The organism is Maribacter antarcticus DSM 21422, assembly GCF_000621125.1.
Taxonomy (GTDB): Bacteria; Bacteroidota; Bacteroidia; order Flavobacteriales; family Flavobacteriaceae; genus Maribacter; species Maribacter antarcticus.
Genome location: NZ_JHZC01000009.1, coordinates 113052 through 129973 on the forward strand (window position 1 = coordinate 113052; position 16922 = coordinate 129973).

Annotated in this window: 16 protein-coding genes; 10 read left to right on the plus strand and 6 right to left on the minus strand. The window is 37.7% G+C overall.

Translation table 11 applies throughout. The features are described 5' to 3' along the window. Positions 1–4 precede the first annotated feature (4 nt). Genes Q360_RS0110480 through Q360_RS0110490 form a run of 3 tightly spaced genes read left to right on the plus strand, consistent with a single transcriptional unit; the run spans position 5 to position 2244 of the window. Entirely contained in the window at positions 5–679 is a 675-nt protein-coding gene (locus tag Q360_RS0110480; protein WP_027077056.1) for a TIGR04282 family arsenosugar biosynthesis glycosyltransferase, read from the plus strand. After that, a complete protein-coding gene (locus tag Q360_RS0110485) occupies positions 679–1494 on the plus strand; it encodes a purine-nucleoside phosphorylase (protein ID WP_027077057.1) in 816 nt (271 codons plus the stop codon). The genes Q360_RS0110480 and Q360_RS0110485 overlap by 1 nt, the downstream gene beginning before the upstream one ends. Before the next feature lie 45 nt (positions 1495–1539). Next, the gene (locus Q360_RS0110490) at positions 1540–2244 is read left to right on the plus strand and encodes a TIGR04283 family arsenosugar biosynthesis glycosyltransferase (protein ID WP_027077058.1); all 705 of its coding nucleotides are present in this window, start codon (positions 1540–1542) and stop codon (positions 2242–2244) included. A gap of 1 nt (position 2245) precedes the next feature. On the opposite strand, the gene Q360_RS0110495 is transcribed toward Q360_RS0110490, so the two are convergent. From Q360_RS0110495 to Q360_RS0110520, 6 genes are all read right to left on the minus strand, one after another. After that, positions 2246–3283, minus strand: coding sequence for an N-acetylmuramoyl-L-alanine amidase family protein (locus tag Q360_RS0110495; RefSeq protein WP_036195667.1), 1038 nt, complete (start codon positions 3281–3283; stop codon positions 2246–2248). Between the two features lie 50 nt (positions 3284–3333). After that, positions 3334–4269, minus strand: a complete 936-nt coding sequence (locus tag Q360_RS0110500) for a hypothetical protein (RefSeq protein WP_027077060.1) — start codon at positions 4267–4269, stop codon at positions 3334–3336. Positions 4270–4302: 33 nt separating this feature from the next. After that, complete coding sequence (locus Q360_RS0110505) at positions 4303–5568, minus strand: BamA/TamA family outer membrane protein (protein WP_027077061.1); 1266 nt, start codon at positions 5566–5568, stop codon at positions 4303–4305. 85 nt (positions 5569–5653) lie between these two features. Then, entirely contained in the window at positions 5654–6664 is a 1011-nt protein-coding gene (locus Q360_RS0110510) for a glycoside hydrolase family 113 (RefSeq protein WP_027077062.1), read from the minus strand. 55 nt (positions 6665–6719) lie between these two features. Beyond that, complete coding sequence (locus Q360_RS0110515; RefSeq protein ID WP_027077063.1) at positions 6720–7655, minus strand: hypothetical protein; 936 nt, start codon at positions 7653–7655, stop codon at positions 6720–6722. 19 nt (positions 7656–7674) lie between these two features. Continuing rightward, the gene (locus Q360_RS0110520; protein ID WP_027077064.1) at positions 7675–8391 is read right to left on the minus strand and encodes a DUF547 domain-containing protein; all 717 of its coding nucleotides are present in this window, start codon (positions 8389–8391) and stop codon (positions 7675–7677) included. Between the two features lie 265 nt (positions 8392–8656). Here Q360_RS0110520 and Q360_RS0110525 point away from each other — a divergent pair, with 265 nt between their 5' ends. The 7 genes from Q360_RS0110525 (at position 8657) to Q360_RS0110555 (ending at position 16920) form a co-directional block, all read left to right on the plus strand. Beyond that, a complete protein-coding gene (locus tag Q360_RS0110525; RefSeq protein WP_027077065.1) occupies positions 8657–10003 on the plus strand; it encodes an NAD(P)/FAD-dependent oxidoreductase in 1347 nt (448 codons plus the stop codon). 119 nt (positions 10004–10122) lie between these two features. Continuing rightward, complete coding sequence (locus Q360_RS0110530) at positions 10123–11703, plus strand: 4Fe-4S binding protein (protein ID WP_027077066.1); 1581 nt, start codon at positions 10123–10125, stop codon at positions 11701–11703. Between the two features lie 182 nt (positions 11704–11885). Then, entirely contained in the window at positions 11886–12368 is a 483-nt protein-coding gene (locus Q360_RS0110535) for a toxin-antitoxin system YwqK family antitoxin (RefSeq protein WP_027077067.1), read from the plus strand. Further along, positions 12368–13057 (plus strand): glycosyltransferase family 2 protein, encoded by a 690-nt coding sequence (locus Q360_RS0110540; RefSeq protein WP_027077068.1) that lies wholly within the window; start codon positions 12368–12370, stop codon positions 13055–13057. The genes Q360_RS0110535 and Q360_RS0110540 overlap by 1 nt, the downstream gene beginning before the upstream one ends. A 1-nt stretch (position 13058) precedes the next feature. Beyond that, positions 13059–14543, plus strand: coding sequence for a cellulose synthase family protein (locus Q360_RS0110545; RefSeq protein ID WP_027077069.1), 1485 nt, complete (start codon positions 13059–13061; stop codon positions 14541–14543). 335 nt (positions 14544–14878) lie between these two features. After that, positions 14879–15742 (plus strand): metallophosphoesterase, encoded by an 864-nt coding sequence (locus tag Q360_RS0110550; RefSeq protein WP_169734644.1) that lies wholly within the window; start codon positions 14879–14881, stop codon positions 15740–15742. Between the two features lie 134 nt (positions 15743–15876). Beyond that, positions 15877–16920, plus strand: a complete 1044-nt coding sequence (locus Q360_RS0110555) for a flavin monoamine oxidase family protein (RefSeq protein ID WP_027077071.1) — start codon at positions 15877–15879, stop codon at positions 16918–16920. Positions 16921–16922: the final 2 nt, after the last annotated feature.

Sequence of the window (16922 nt, forward strand, 5' to 3'; positions counted from 1 at the left end):
AAACTTGGGCATACTACAAACAAAAAAAACAGCAACAGACGCAAAGACGATAGATTTTACCTTAGCGAAATCTCGTAATCTGTTACTCATCTTTACCCGCAATCCTGAACTAGGAAAGTGTAAAACACGCTTAGCGGCAAAGGTGGGCGACGAAACTGCATTGGATATTTATCAATTTTTACTGAACCATACCGTAGCCATTACTTCTGGACTTTATGCTAAAAAAACGGTATACTATTCCGAAGAAATTTGGAAGGACGATATCTGGAACACTACTGTTTTTGATAAAAAACTGCAAACAGGTCAGGATTTGGGTGAACGCATGGCGAATGCTTTTTTAGAGGGCTTTCAAAACGATTTTGAAAAAATTATCGTTATTGGAAGTGATATGTACGATCTCTCCCAAAAAGATTTAGAAGCAGCATTTAGCGCTTTGGATACTCATGATTTCGTGGTAGGTCCTGCAGTAGATGGTGGTTATTATCTACTAGGAATGAAACATTTTATCCCGGAAGTGTTCCAAGCCAAAGATTGGGGAACAGCAACAGTACTCCAAGACACTTTATCTAATTTATTAGCCGAAAAAACCACATTGCTCGCACCTAAAAACGACGTAGACCACTACGAAGATATTAAGGACATTAAGGCCTTTGCGCCTTTTTTAAAACACATGAGATAATGATGAAAAAACAATTAGAGGAATCTGTAGCCTACCTTATTAGTAAGGGGTTTGATAAGCCTGAAATAGGAATTGTACTGGGAACAGGACTAGGGAAGTTGGTAGATGAAATAGAAGACAGGATTGAGGCACATTACAATCAAATTCCATTTTTCCCGCTGGCAACCGTAGAATTCCATGCTGGAAAATTAGTTTTTGGAACCATAGCCGGTAAAAAGGTAGTGGTTATGCAAGGACGCTTTCATTTATACGAAGGCTATGATTTTCTGGATATCACGTACCCTATTCGCGTGATGCACCTTCTTGGTATTACAAAATTATTTATTTCCAATGCCGCCGGCGCCATCAATCTAAATTATAAAAAAGGGGATATGATGCTTATTGAAGACCATATAAACCTGCAGGGCGGTTCTCCATTGGCCTTTAAAAATGTTGCCCAGTTCGGGGAGCGCTTTGCCGATATGTCAGAACCTTATGATTTAGATATGCGCCTAAAATTAGAGCAATTGGCTGCCGAACATAATATATCCTTAAAAAAAGGAGTCTATGCCTCGGTGGTAGGACCTCAACTGGAAACCAAGGCAGAGTATCGGATGCTTAAAATCCTAGGAGCGGATGCCGTGGGGATGAGCACGGTCCCAGAAGTGATTGTCGCCAACCACTTAGGATTACCAATCGTAGCCGTATCGGTGCTTACGGATGAGTGCGACCCAGATAATCTTAAACCTGTGGATATTGCAGAAATCATATCCATAGCGGAAAACACAGAACCCAAAATGGTGAAACTATTTAGGGAATTAATCAAAAAACTGTAAGGTTCTTTGGGGTAAAACTACTATTTAGAAGCTTTGCCTAGTTCAATGAAAGAAAATAAACCCCAAATAAGCATTATCATCCCCGTTCTTAACGAGGAGGATTATATTCGAAAAGTACTCGTAGCTATTCAGAAAAATACCACCTCTAAGAATATAAAGGAAGTGCTTGTCATAGACGGTGGTAGTGTAGATCATACGGTAAAAGAAGCTTTGGATTTAGGAGTTCAAGTAGTTTCTGCAGCGAAGGGAAGGGCCAAGCAAATGAATAAAGGCGCGCAGATGGCAACTGGAGACCTCTTGTACTTCTTGCATGTGGATACACTACCTCCCAAAGGTTTTGATACCCATATCCTAAACACCTTCTCCAAAGGTTTTGAAGCAGGCTGCTTTAAACTCAGATTTGATAGCCACAATAAATTCCTGCGTTTTTTTGCCTGGTGCACAAGAATTAACCACCAAATCTGCAGAGGGGGTGACCAATCGCTATACATTTCTAAAAATCTATTTCAAAAAGCAGGCGGCTTTAATGAAGCATACACCATTTACGAGGACAACGAATTTATTCAACGAATTTACAAGTTAACACGCTTTGCGATTATGCCTAGCACGGTACAAACTTCCGTTAGAAGATATGAACAAAGAGGCGTTTTCACCTTACAATATCACTTTGGGGTGGTACACGTAAAACATTATTTAGGTGCTGGGCCAGCGGATCTTTATAACTACTACAAAACCCATATTTCCCTTTAGCTTATTCCTCCTCAAAATCAAGCAATACCCCTTCACCAATCCATTTAGCAAGTGCTTGTCTGTTGTCAGGGTCCAAAATACGGCGTTGATCTTTCTTGTTCTTAATATTCCCAATTTCTATATATGCCATAGCAGGATAGGTTTTTCGCACCAAATAAAGTTCCGTCCGGTGGCCAAAGGTGCCTGCATAGGTCCTATTGGGCTGGTATTTTTTATATTTTTTCTGAAATGTATTGTGAATACTTTCCGCTAATTTCTTTCCGTTTGTACTTTTTTCATGATGGTAAAAGAACACATCAATATTTTGACCTTTGCTACGGCTATCCACATGAGTAACGATTAAACGTTGGTAGGCTCCCTTATGGGTGTTATACAAATCGTTTATAATAGTTACCCGTTGCTTTAATCGTGCCAATTGGTTCAAGGGAATTGTTTCCTTAGGGTAGGCTAGCTCATCCCTATCTATTTCTAAAATTCGGTCATCGCGTATACCGTCGTTTTCGTCCCTAATAATAATATACACCGTAGCTCCATGCCCCAATAGCTCCTTAGCCAAACGTAAGGTAATATCATAGGCATACTCATCCTCAGCTATAGCTTTTTTAGCATAAACGGCCATGGCACCTGGATCCGGACCCCCATGTCCAGAAACCAAATAGTAGATATTACCCTTTAAACGTTTACTTTTTTCTACTACGTTCTTATGTTTGTTGCCAAAAATGGCAAACGCTTCGCTCTTTATATCCTTTGTTTTTTTGGATTGGGACTGAATAGAATCTACTAGCTGAATACGATTTACCACAACTTTGGGGATTTGGTAGACCCTACCTTCATAAAGGTGGACGCTATCCCTAAGGTTTATTATATTCAATTTAATAAAATCATCATAATAATCATAGGGGCTTACATCGTTTTTCCGCAAGAGCGAAAGAATACCGTCCCCTTTTTCTGCAATAACGGTTTTTAAGGAATCTTGTGCCATAGCCGAGAAACCAATATTTAAAAACAATAAACTATTGATAAACACAGCTTTTAACATGGTAATAAAAAAACAAAATTCATGCCAAAACATGGAACGGTCATTTAAAATCAATCAATAAAATTTAGATTGGCATGGTCCTGTAGAATACCCTTGGTTATGAGCTCTGATAGGGAGAATTTTTCAGAACGAACACTAATCCCATCTTGTTCCCCGTTAATATCCATAATCGTTACTGATGGTAATAAATTTTTTGCCAGATAGACACTAAGTTCGTCGGTAAATGGAGAAATACCCTGGTCGATTTTAATTCTTCCAATAGCGTTCTTTGTAAAGATATCCCTAAAACTTTCTGCCAATCTTAGACCATCAGCACTTTTGTCGTAATGGTGCATCGTTATTGTAATCCCCTTTTTATCCTTTCTTACATCCTTTATCATCAAGAGTCTTTGATAACTACCGTTGTGCTTCAAGTATTTCTTATTGACAATGCTCGTAAGTTCCCCCAAGTCCGCAATCGCGTTTTCAGCACCACCCTCCTCATTATTGTTATCTAAAGTCGTAATACTTTTTTGTAAAACGTAGACTCTTGCCCCTCGTTCCATTAAATCCTTGGATAGTTTTGCCGTAAAGTCGTTTAGAGTTTGAACTTGGTTGTCTTCCGCTTTGTTATCGGTTTGGATAAGATAATATACCGTGTTTTTTAAAGTAGAATCCCTTTGCTTCATTTTAACCAAGTCGACATCAAAAACGGGTGCCTCTTCCGCATCGTCTATTTGTATATATGTCCCCATATTTTTGAAAGAATCAGGGGCATAGGGCAGTATGTATTTCCTGCCTACCAACAGTTCGCTCGCACCTTTGATTGCATCTTTATTCAAATCCAAAAAATCTACATAATATTTTACGGGATGAATCCCTGATTTTCTGAGAATAGAAAAAATACCATCCCCTTTTTGGGCGACTATGGTATCTAACGTTCCCTGACTAAATAGGGCCGTGCAGCTACCTAAAATAATAAATAAAAAGAGGTATTTAATCTTCATACTAATCGCAGAGTTATGGTTAATCAAAGATCGTTAAAAATATTGACCAATTCCAAAGACAATTCCGTTTGCGCTATCTTTTGTGATTCCGTACCCATAATCTATTCTAAATATAGCGTTGAAAATACGCTTGTGCATAAATCTGAGTCCAACGCCTGGATAAATTCGAAGGTTTTCATTGTCTAAAAAATCACTAAAATTACCACCGGGATTTCGCCAAGAACCGCCATCTATAAAAACATTACTCTGCAGTACAAACCACTTTTTATCCACTAGGGTATGACGATATTCCGTATTAAATACAATAGCTCCAGTGCCTCGATCTATGGTATTCCCGACACCTCTTATATTCAAGTTATTGTCTACGGTAAAAGGAGCGAAGGGACTATTAACATTACTTGCCAGTCCCAAGCGCAGTCTGTTGGCCCAATTCCCGCGATTCCCAATTCTTTTATAATAGCTAAAATCATTAAAACCTATCAAAAAATCTGGTAAGGCAGCATCCGAACTACCCACATATTGAAAATTAAGATTACTTCTAAATCCGTCTAAATAGTGATAAAAATAAGCTATGTCCTCATAAGCATAGATAAGCTTTAGGAGGTGTTTATCTACATTCAACGTTAAGGGTACATTTGGTCTTGTTGCTCCTGAAAGGTAATTGTAGTCTTCCGTGAAAAAACTAAATCCAATCTCTATTCTGTTTCTAAAATTAATTTCATAAAGTCCTAGTAGTTCAAATCCTGAATTTCTATACCTATAATCTGCCGTATCCTCTGAAAAAAATACGGGCTCTTGCGTGTTAAAATCATTATAGTTGAAAGCCAAGCCTAGTTTGTCTGAAAACAAATACGGAGCTCTTATGCTAAATCCATAAGAATCAAAAACATCCAATTGGTAAAAACCACCCAAGGTTATGTTTCTTCCTAAAAAATTAAACTCTTGAAGCCCTAGCCTAAAAGCAAAATCATCATTGGCCGAACTGAAAAGATTAGCAAAGGGAATTAAAGTGAAGTTTTCTTCAATGGTATAGTGCACCTCATACTTTTCTTTTTCCAAGGGAAAAACCTGATAATAGGCATGAGAAATAGACGGTAATCTTTTCAGTCGCGTTATATCCTGTTCCATTTGAAGGGAATCCAATGGCATTCCCTCCTGCATTGTTGCAAGCTTTTCCACGAAGGGTACTTTGGTTCGCTTAGCTCCTTTAACCTCCATTTTGGTTACCATAGCCTGCTGACCCTCTCCTAAAAAACAACAGAGCGAAAATGCAAATAGAAAAAAAACTCTTTTATTCATTAGAGTATTGTTCGGTTACTTGGGGCAGAACTTACAAATCGCCATAAGTTTACATATTAAAAAATGAACCAAACTGCGGCAAAAATTAACGTTCTAAATAACTACTGAAATATTCTCGGATTACGTGTTCTGCAGGTTTATTTTGGGGCGTAAACCTATTGTCTTTTTCTCCGCCAGATTCTTCATGTTCAATAAACCACTTCCAAACATAACCACCAGCGAACCACTCTTCATTCCAAAATTCTTTAAAAATGGCAGTTTTGGCATTTACCTGAGCTCGTAAATTAATACCTTTCTCCGTGCGATCAACCAACCACGGTTTTTTGGCCGTATAATCTATACTCCGATAACCAAACTCGGTAAACAATACAGGTCTTTGGTTCATCGCTGCCACTGCTGCAATCGTAACTTTCCAACGCTGCCAGCCTTCCTGTAGTTCGGCAACGGAAGGCGTCTTGGTTTCGGAAAGCGGAAAATAGGCATCGATACCTATATAATCCAATGTTACCCAGAAGGGCGTACGTTTATACTCGTCCCAATTAGCGGCGTACGTCAACTTTCCATCATACACTTTTCTGATTTTTATAATAAGTCGCTGCCAATATTCAGGTCTATTTTCTACAAATTTCTCTAGTTCGGTACCTATACAGAAAATAGGCACTTGGGTTTCTTGGGCAAGCTGGGCATAGTTGAGTATAAAATCGTCATAGGAATTTTCCAATTGTTGCCATTGTACTTCGGACTTCATCATAATGGTTCCAGTAAACTCACCCTTCCATACCCAAATTTGAGGTTTGAGCATTACCGAAATTCCATTTTTTTGTAATAGCTCTATATACTGCTTAGCCCCTTTTTTCGTTTCGCCGAACCATTGTCTGTCCGTATCAAAAATAATATCTGGATTGGCTATGTCGCGCATAAAACCAAAGGGCATTACGGCCGCACTATTGGCGTTCACTTTAAGCACTTTATCTACATGCGATTGCGTAACGGCAACCCTTGAGGCTACAAAACTTACTCCGTTTATTTTTTTCTGCGCCTCACCGGAACAGCAATACTGTAAACAACAAAAAAATAAAAGCCCTAATCTTTTCATAGAAACTACTTATGGATTCTAAATTAGGTATTTATATACTGATTAAAATCACTAGTTAAAAAATACCTCTTAACCCTAGGTTAAAGGTTTGTCCCAGACCTGTGTTGTTTCCGCGTACAAAATTAGTGTATAGCGCTTCAAGATTCAAGGCATCGGTCAGTTGATATTTTGCTCCACCTCCCAAAGCAGTAAAATCTTGAGTAAACTCGTTCCCTAAATCCAAACGCTGCGAGTGTTGCGCCAAAACCAAGACGGTAAAATTGCTAGATGGAAAATAACTTAAGAATATACCGGGATTAAGGTTTAGGCTATTATTCGCGAAACTACCATCTATGGTATTGCCGTTTGAATCTTGAACTGAAGCTTTCCCAAAATTAAGTTCTGTCGTCAATTCAGAAAATATTTGCCATTTGTCCCTAGGAAATGTATAATCATAAAATAATCTGTTTTGCCAAACAAAACCATTCTGCTCCAAAAATACGGGTGATCTGCTGGAGCCTGCAGCCACTAGTCCATCTTCGGACTCATTATCAATCAATGGAATAAAGAAAGAACTTTGTATACTGAAATTACTTAGAGATGCGAATGGGACAAACTTGATGGATGGAGCAAATGCTGTCAACCCTGACCGGGCGGTTCCTGCTTCGCCGTCAAATTTAAACACATCAAGCGTACTCCTATCGTTAATAACGTTAGAACGTAACCTGGCAATAAAACCAACATTCCATTTGTTAGAATTTCCAACCCCCGTATACGCTTCCAAAGTTGAAGTGAAGAAGGTTTGTCTAGGCTGGGTTCCAGAAGCAAAAGTGCTTTCGGTCTCCGTATACAAGTTGTTGAACCACTTTAAATCATACTGCCCTTTTCCTATTAACTTAGACGGCGTATACTGCTGAATATTGCTTTTTTGGGGTAGACTATCTTGTGCAATACCGCCAAAAAAGACCAAAAGTATTCCCGCAAAAATTAGATTTCTTTGTAAAAATTTCATTTATAGGTATTTGGATTAATTATTTAACTTCGTTCAAGGTCCAATCGTAAGGGTAATAGGAGACCTTTACTTTTTCGGGTAGTTTTTCAGTTCTATACGTATTAATATAATGTACCACATCACCATTTAGCTCAAAATCACCTTTGTACCATTCAAATAGTTGGGAGATTTTGACCTTATTCTTATTGAATTGGATAAAATTTGGATTATTCAAGGCCAAAATAGTCTGTTCTTGCAATTGGGCATCTAAAGAGGACGGCTTGTAAGCAGTATTGATAATGGGCGGACAACCCAATCCGGCACAAACCAGTACAAAATGAAACCGTGCCTCGGTCGGAAAATTGCCCCGTAGTAGCTTATTCTCTATATCGTTCAAAGTGATGTTCTCTCCTCCAATGTTATACTCAGCCTTATCAAAGAAACCAACTACATCCAAAGGTGATTTTAACGGATAGTTATTAACAACACCATCAATAACCAGCAGATTGTAGGCATTAATCCAAAAGGCTTGGTATTTTGCAGCATCGGTCTTTGGTATGAAAATATCCTTTACAGATTCCAAGATTGATTTCAAGTCTGCCGGATTTTCTTTTATGGCAGTGTATTTTACCCTTCCGTCTACTACGTTAGCTTTAAAAAAACCATCTGTCTTAGAAAAAAAATCAGAAAGTTCCTGTGCCGAAGTGTTTGTTACAACAAAAAGCAACAGGAATAGGTTTAAGGTATTAAATTTCATAGTGCTCACTTTTAATATGTTCCGTACACCGCACTCTGTCGTAGTTCATTCAGCAACCCTACACAGGTATCCATTTATTTATGCTTATTTTAAGATATTTCCTTCAATTTTTATGCCCATACAGCTTTCAGACAAATCTTAAAACAAAACAAAAGTCATAACGAAGTATCACAAAGCAGTAACGCATTTATATTCTTTCTAAATTAAAGGATACCTGTTAAGTTATTACCTTTAAACACGACACAACGAACAAGAAAACCATTTTATGCAACATATTGTTATTATTGGAAACGGGGTTTCCGGAGTTACTTTAGCGAGACATGTACGAAAACTTTCCGATAACAAAGTAACCATCATATCAGCAGAAACAGATTATTTCTTCTCCCGTACCGCACTCATGTATGTATATATGGGGCACATGAAGTTTGAACATACACAACCCTATGAAAACTGGTTCTGGGAAAAGAACCGCATCGATTTGGTTAAAGGATATGTTGAAAAAGTTGATACTTTAGTAAAAACAGTGCAATTGGCGAATGGCGAGGAAATCCCATACGATACCTTAGTTATAGCAACGGGGTCCAAACCAAATAAATTTGGCTGGCCAGGTCAAGATTTAGAAGGTGTACAGGGATTATACTCCAAACAAGACTTGGATAATTTGGAAAAAATTGCACCGAATAAGGAAATCTGTAAAAGGGCGGTTATTGTGGGCGGCGGCCTTATAGGTATAGAAATGGCAGAAATGCTTCGTAGTCGAAAAATACCGGTCACTTTTTTGGTGCGGGAAAAGAGTTTCTGGAACGGTGTTTTACCTGCTGGAGAATCAGCCTTGATTAACGAGCATATCTTAGAACACCATATTGACTTGCGTTTAGATACCAACCTTGTAGAAATCATAGCCGATAAAAACGGAAATGCAACCGCGGTAGTAACGGATAAAGGCGATACTATAGAATGTACTGTGGTAGGTTTAACCGCAGGAGTTACACCAAATATCGATTTTCTAAAAACTTCTGGAATACTACTAGGAAGAGGCGTAAAAGTAAACCGACATTTGGAAACTAGCGCGAAGAACGTATACGCTATAGGGGACTGTGCGGAACAGCATGAGGCAATTGGCAACCGACGCCCAATAGAAGCTGTTTGGTACACAGGCCGAATGATGGGCGAAGCTTTGGCACAAACGTTATGCGGTAACCCAACGGAATATGCTCCTGGGCATTGGTTCAACTCGGCTAAATTCTTAGATGTAGAATACCAGACCTACGGATGGGTGTTTAGCGAACGGACTAAAAAAGACTGCGAGCAGCATTTTCATTGGCGACATCACAAAGAAAAAATATGTATTACTATGGCTTATGATAAAAAATCGAAGTTATTCTTAGGCATCAACACCTTTGGTATACGCATGCGACATGAAATTTTTGACCGTTGGCTAACAGAAAAAAGAACAATAGAGTATGTAATGGAGTACCTAAAAGACGCCAATTTTGATCCAGAATTTTACAAGCAGTACGAAGAAGAAGTGGTTGCAAAATACAATTTAGAACAAGGCACGAACATTAGCACCAAGAAAAAAAGCTGGAAACGTATTTTTAGTAAAGCATAAATAATTATCATTTAACCTGACTCTAGACAATGGGTTGGAAACATAAAGGGTAAATAAATATCTACCTCTATTGAAATAAATTCAGCACTAGAACGGATATAAAAAAATCAACGGAACTGATGAAAATAATAAAAAACATAGGGCTTATCATTTTTTTAATAGGGCTAGGGGTATTTACCGTGTTGCCCGTTATTGGCACCTATGAACTCACGCCAGATTCCTTCCAGAAGTTTGTAGCTAACAAAGGTATCAAAAGCAAATTATTTATTTCAGAAATAGAGACCAATGTCGTAGGGCAATCGGTTGTAGGTATGATGGCTTTTTCACCCAAAATAACGGAGGCTTTGGAATTGGTGAATACCACACATCGTAAAAATAAGGAGTATAAAAAAATTATCTACATTGGCCCACATGATATGGCTGCCGAGCTAGGCAAAACATCTGGCACTGGCTTTATAGTGCAAAATAAAGGGCTACTCTGGTTTTTAACCTTTGGTCTAGGAATCATTGGAGCATTGCTATTCATTTTACCGAATGTTATATTATTAGGACAAAAAGGTGTTAAAAACGATGGTATTTACCACCAAAGCAGCACTAACCAAGGGTGGATAGCGTGGATGGTCTTCCTCTTTTTGGTTAGCTTTTATCTTGTGCTGTATTTCAGATCGGAATATGCAATCAACTGGACCTATTTGGTAGACCCAATTAGCGAAAGTTTAAGTGGCAATCCTGCCGGGCACTGGTTCGTTTACGGATTTATGTACTGTACTGTAATGTCTGTTATGGCCGTTCGAATGTATATAAAATACCGTCATAACATCTATCAAATTGTACGCACCTCATCAGTATTATTTTTTCAAATCGTATTTGCCTTTCTTATTCCAGAAATAATGGTGCGTCTACAAATGCCGTACTATGATTTCAAAAACGCTTTCCCTTTAGACTATGATTTTTTTTTCCAATGGAACTTAAAATCCCTCTTGAACAGCGGTGGTATTGGGGTATTTATATTATTTTGGGGTGTTTTTCTCACCTTAGTTATTGTGCCTGTAATGGTCTATTTCTTTGGAAAGCGTTGGTATTGTTCTTGGGTCTGTGGTTGTGGTGGCCTGGCCGAGACCTTAGGCGACCCGTATAGGCAGCACTCTAGCAAATCGCTATTTTCTTGGAAAGTCGAACGCTGGCTTGTGCACAGTGTATTGGTTTTCGCAGTTGTAATGACAGGGCTAACACTGTATAGCTTCTTTGCCGAAACCGGGACGGTTTTAGGCCTAAAAACAGCAAGTGTACAGAACACCTATAGCCTTTTGGTTGGAGCCATATTTGCAGGGGTCATTGGCACTGGGTTCTATCCTATTTTCGGCAATAGGGTCTGGTGCAGATTCGGCTGTCCCTTGGCCGCTTATTTGGGCTTTGTACAACGATTTAAATCGCGCTTTAGAATCACAACTAATGGAGGACAATGCATATCTTGTGGCAATTGCTCTACCTATTGCGAAATGGGAATAGACGTACGCGCTTATGCACAAAAAGGAGAAAACATAGTGCGTTCAAGCTGTGTTGGTTGTGGTGTTTGTTCAGCAGTGTGCCCGAGAGGAGTTTTAACACTAGAGAACGGTCCTGAAAAAGGCCGTATTAATCCTACCCAAGTACTTTTAGGTAATGATGTTGATTTAATGGAATTAATGAATGAGAAGTAGGTAAGAGAGGATAATCTCTAGACGAAAGTACCTAATTTTTAATATTTAGGAAAATCAACTTAATCTACAGATAACATCGCCCTGTTTTAGCCTTGTGTATCATCTTCAAAAACTTGTTGGTAACGTGTATTTAAGACAAATGTTAGTAATTTTAAATAACTTCGACCTATTAAAAAAAAACCGTGTTACAAAAAACCTTTATTCTCTTCGCATTTATTTTTATATCAGGATTGTCGACAGAAGACGGTAACTACGAAAAAACCTACCATGACAATGGTAAGGTTAAATCAGAAGGTTGGGTTCGCTACAACGTTCAAATCGGGTACTGGAGATATTATCATGATACGGGTAGAGTAGCATCCCAAGGACATTATGAATACGGTAAAAAAGAAAAGTATTGGTATTTCTATGATACCAACAGAGTACGTACCCAAGAAGGACATTTCATAAATAATAAAAAAGTAAATTGGTGGCTCTTTTATGATAAGCAGGGACGAATAAACCACAAATGTCAATTAGATAAAGGAGTGAAAAATGGCTATTGCCTAAAGTACATTGATAACGAATTAGCTTCTGCTGAAAAATATAGCAATGGAAAGAGAATTAAGGAATGGAGTAGTTTCGGCGACTTTAAAAAGGAAAATTCAGTTTCTGACCTAAAATAATGATGAATATCAACGTAATTATTCCTGCATTTAACGAAGCAGATTCCATAGGGCGTGTGATAAAAGAGCTTCCTAAAACAGTTTCTGAAATTATTGTAGTAAATAATAATTCTACAGACGATACAGCAGCAAACGCAGAAAGAGCTCGTGCTACCGTGCTAACCGAGAAACGTAAAGGCTATGGGTATGCCTGCCTTTGTGGTCTAGATTATATAGCAAAAAAGTCCAAAGCACCCGATATTATCGTATTTATCGATGGAGACTATTCTGATTATCCGGAGGAACTAGATAAAGTAATAGCTCCCATTTTAGAAAGAAATCTTGATTTTGTAGTTGGTGCAAGAAAAAAAAGTTTGCGCGAAGAAGGGTCCATGACCCCCCAGCAGATTTTTGGCAACTGGTTGGCTACTATTTTAATGCGTTTGTTTTTTGGTGCAAAATTTACGGATTTAGGTCCTTTTAGAGCTATTAAATACGAAAAGCTCAAAGAATTAGAAATGCAGGACAAGACCTACGGATGGACGGTAGAAATGCAATTGAAAATTTTGAAGAAAAAAATGACATATACCGAAGTACCAGTACGTTACAAAAAAAGAATAGGTGTTTCAAAAGTGTCCGGTACCGTAAAAGGGAGTATATTTGCCGGCATAAAAATATTGGGTTGGATTTTCAAATACAGCATTAAATAACATGGGACTAACAATTGCTTACATCATTATTGCTATTTACGGTATTTCGCTGCTATTGATTTTCTTTTATAGCTTGGCCCAGTTGAATTTGTTGGTGAACTATTTAGGGCAAAAAAGGAAGAATCAAACAACACCTAAATTCAATCTACTGGATCCAAAAGAAATACCCTTTGTAACGATTCAGCTTCCCGTGTACAACGAGGAATATGTTATGGAACGTTTGTTAGAGAATATCGCCAAAATAGAATACCCCAAGAGTAAATTAGAGATTCAGGTATTAGATGATTCTACTGATGATACTGTTATTAATACTGCCGCAAGTATCGTCAAATTACAAGCAGCTGGTTTAGACATACAGCATATCAGAAGAGCAGATAGAAGCGGTTTCAAAGCTGGGGCTTTAAAAGAAGGCCTTAAAATTGCAAAGGGCGAATTTATCGCCATTTTTGATGCAGATTTTTTACCAGCACCAGATTGGTTAAAGAAAACTGTTATCTACTTTAAAGATAAAGAAATAGGGGTAGTACAAACCCGTTGGGGCCATATCAACCGCGATTACTCCACGTTGACAAAAATACAAGCCTTTGCTTTAGATGCTCATTTTACCTTAGAACAAGTAGGGCGCAACGCTAAAGGACATTTTATCAATTTCAACGGCACTGCAGGTATTTGGAGAAAAGATTGCATACTAGATGCTGGTAACTGGGAAGGAGACACCTTAACCGAAGATTTAGATCTAAGCTATCGCGCACAATTAAAGAACTGGAAATTTAAGTACTTGGAAGACGTGGAAACTCCTGCAGAACTTCCTGTGGTAATTAGTGCTGCACGTTCGCAGCAGTTTCGTTGGAATAAAGGTGGCGCGGAAAACTTTAGAAAAACAGTTTTGAGCGTAATTACGGCTAAAAATATTCCATTTAAAACAAAATTTCATGGTGTCATGCATTTACTAAACAGCTCTATGTTTCTTTGTGTCTTCATCGTAGCATTTTTGAGCATTCCAATGCTCTATATCAAAAACGCCTACGGACATTTAGGGTGGGTCTTTGAGGCCACCAGTTTCTTTATCGTAAGTACCATTATACTTTTCGTATGCTATTGGTTTACCTATAAAAGTATCCAAGGCAGTGGATTTAATAACTTTGTAGATTATATTAAAATATTCTTTACCTTTTTCTCTGTAGCCTTGGGTTTTTCCTTACATAACTCCATTGCCGTTTTAGAAGGACATATGGGGAAAAGAAGCGAATTTGTACGCACTCCAAAATTCAATATCAACAATATTACAGAGAGCTGGAAAGGCAACAAATACCTAACAAAAAAGCTTTCTCCAAACATGATCTTGGAATTTGCACTTATGGTCTATTTCCTATTTGGCATGTACAGCGCTATACCCTTAAACGATTTTGGATTGTTCCCATTCCACTTTATGTTGTTCCTAGGTTTTGGGTTTGTGTTCTTTAAATCGTTGACGGCAAGGGCTTGATAAACGCATTAATTTTATTTTCAAAAGGATGGCTACATGGCCATCCTTTTTTTGTTTTCCTTTGTATTTTGAAGCCTTACTCAGTTTGCGATTAAGGAAAATAGCGTAGTGATTTTGTATATCACTTTTTGAAAATAGAAAGGAGATACCTTTTAGAAACTTTCCTCGACCATATGCTGGATAGCTCTAATGGAAAAAGTGTATTTTAGGGTGTAGAACTATAGCGTACTCATATTTACATGATAACAGATTATAGCGAACTCAAGGGTAAGCGACCTTACCGCACTATGAAGGCAACATTTCTGGTCGCTAAATTTAATCTGAACCAAGAATTCATGGAAATAAAAGAGACTACACATAGTGCTGCTTTAAAAATTATTATGATTTTACGGACGAAGATTTATATATCGATAATTGTATTACTTGTGTCCATCATTTCTTGTGCAAAAAAAGAGCAGCAGCCTTTCACCTTTGTTCAATTATGCGATACTCAATTGGGGATGGGAGGTTACGAGCATGATTTAAAAACATTCGAACAGGCTGTTGCACAAATAAATGCACTTGATACTGATTTTGTAGTAATATGTGGAGACCTTGTTGATGAAGCTGATGAAAGTTCATATTCTGATTTCAAAAACATTATGAAAGGATTGAAGATACCTTGCTACGTTGCTTCAGGAAACCATGATGTAGGTAATACCCCAAATGACACAACACTTAATTATTACCGAAAAACTATCGGAAGAGATTATTACGAATTCCAGCATAAAAATTATTCGTTTGTCATGACAAATACTCAATTATGGAAAATAAATGTTGAGAATGCGTCAGAAAAACATGACAACTGGTTTAGAAAGACACTTAAGGTTCAAAAAGATCGACAGTATCCCATATTTGTTATTGGACATTATCCTTTATATGTTGAATTCCCCGAAGAAGAAGAGCATTATTTTAATATACCCGTGGTTAAAAGGAAAAGTCTATTAGAATTATTTAAGAAAAACAATGTTGTCGCTTACTTATCTGGTCATACTCATAAGTTGGTCATAAACAATTATGAAAACATTCAACTAGTTAGTGGTGAAACCACTAGCAAAAATTTTGATAGTCGTCCTTTGGGGTTTAGACTTTGGCAAGTTTCATCAGACACCATAAGGCATGATTTCATTTCTTTACAAACCTTAAACAAGGTGAAATAAAAAACAATGAATCAATTCAAGAAGACATAACAGTGGCTATAATTTATTTGAATGTTAAGCAGAATAAAGGAATATTACAGCCTAAGCGTAACAAGCAATTCCCTACATAACCAACCCAATATAATTTTTACAAAATGTCAATAACAATAATTGGAGCTGGTTTATCAGGTCTTTTAACTGGCTATCTTTTAAAGAAAGAAGGTATTCCATTTAAAATATTAGAAGCAAGAAATAGGGTTGGCGGAAGAATTAATACGGTGTATGCAACAAACAAAGCACCGGTCGAAATGGGAGCCACATGGTTTACTAGACAACATAAACAGTTAATAGGCCTTTTAGAGGAATTGGAAATCGAGTACTTTGAACAACGTATGGATAACACTGTATTTTATGAGACCTCCACAGTTTCACCTGCTCAGTTGGTTCAAACCCCTAGCCAAGCACCTAGTTTCAGAATCTCTGGTGGCACATCCAGTCTAATACACGCATTGCTTCATAAGTTAGACGCAACTGATGTCCTCTTTAATCAATCAGTAAACCATATAAAAATCAATAAAAATACTGTTGAAGTACGTGCAGGAAAGACCTTCAAGAGTAATGCAGTTATTTTAGCAATACCTCCTAAATTATGGGCTAAAAATATTGTGTTTGACCCTTTTCTACCAGCTGATTTAATGGGTATCGCAATACAAACACAAACTTGGATGGAAGACTCCATTAAGATTGCCCTGACCTATGACCAACCGTTCTGGGGACAAGGAAATTTACCGGGCACTTTATTCAGCAATTCTGGGCCAATCACTGAATTATATGATCATAGCAATCACGAAGGATCCAAATATGCACTTTGTGGATTTATAGCTTCATCCTTAAAGAATCTTACCTATACAGAGCGGCGCGAAAATGTAATCACCCAGCTAAAAAAAGTATTTGGTGTCAGGGCTACAGCATTTACAAGTTATGAAGAATGCGTTTGGAGCAAAGAAAAAAACACATTTGAACCCTGTGATACTTTTCTTTATCCGCATCAAAATAACGGAAATTCAATTTTCAGCAAGTCGTATTTAGATAATACATTGTTTATTTCTAGCTCCGAATCAGCTCCAGAATTTTCAGGATATATGGACGGCGCGGTGTATTCAGCTAATAGAATTGTTGAAAAAATCATGAAAATCTAACA

Coding starts and splice junctions, on each gene's coding strand:
- Q360_RS0110495 (WP_036195667.1), bottom strand. CDS start 3,283: ATGTTAAAAGCTGTGTTTATCAATAGTTTATTGTTTTTAAATATTGGT.
- Q360_RS0110510 (WP_027077062.1), bottom strand. CDS start 6,664: ATGAAAAGATTAGGGCTTTTATTTTTTTGTTGTTTACAGTATTGCTGT.
- Q360_RS0110500 (WP_027077060.1), bottom strand. CDS start 4,269: ATGAAGATTAAATACCTCTTTTTATTTATTATTTTAGGTAGCTGCACG.
- Q360_RS0110555 (WP_027077071.1), top strand. CDS start 15,877: ATGTCAATAACAATAATTGGAGCTGGTTTATCAGGTCTTTTAACTGGC.
- Q360_RS0110530 (WP_027077066.1), top strand. CDS start 10,123: ATGAAAATAATAAAAAACATAGGGCTTATCATTTTTTTAATAGGGCTA.
- Q360_RS0110485 (WP_027077057.1), top strand. CDS start 679: ATGATGAAAAAACAATTAGAGGAATCTGTAGCCTACCTTATTAGTAAG.
- Q360_RS0110550 (WP_169734644.1), top strand. CDS start 14,879: ATGGAAATAAAAGAGACTACACATAGTGCTGCTTTAAAAATTATTATG.
- Q360_RS0110545 (WP_027077069.1), top strand. CDS start 13,059: ATGGGACTAACAATTGCTTACATCATTATTGCTATTTACGGTATTTCG.
- Q360_RS0110505 (WP_027077061.1), bottom strand. CDS start 5,568: ATGAATAAAAGAGTTTTTTTTCTATTTGCATTTTCGCTCTGTTGTTTT.
- Q360_RS0110525 (WP_027077065.1), top strand. CDS start 8,657: ATGCAACATATTGTTATTATTGGAAACGGGGTTTCCGGAGTTACTTTA.
- Q360_RS0110540 (WP_027077068.1), top strand. CDS start 12,368: ATGATGAATATCAACGTAATTATTCCTGCATTTAACGAAGCAGATTCC.
- Q360_RS0110515 (WP_027077063.1), bottom strand. CDS start 7,655: ATGAAATTTTTACAAAGAAATCTAATTTTTGCGGGAATACTTTTGGTC.
- Q360_RS0110520 (WP_027077064.1), bottom strand. CDS start 8,391: ATGAAATTTAATACCTTAAACCTATTCCTGTTGCTTTTTGTTGTAACA.
- Q360_RS0110490 (WP_027077058.1), top strand. CDS start 1,540: ATGAAAGAAAATAAACCCCAAATAAGCATTATCATCCCCGTTCTTAAC.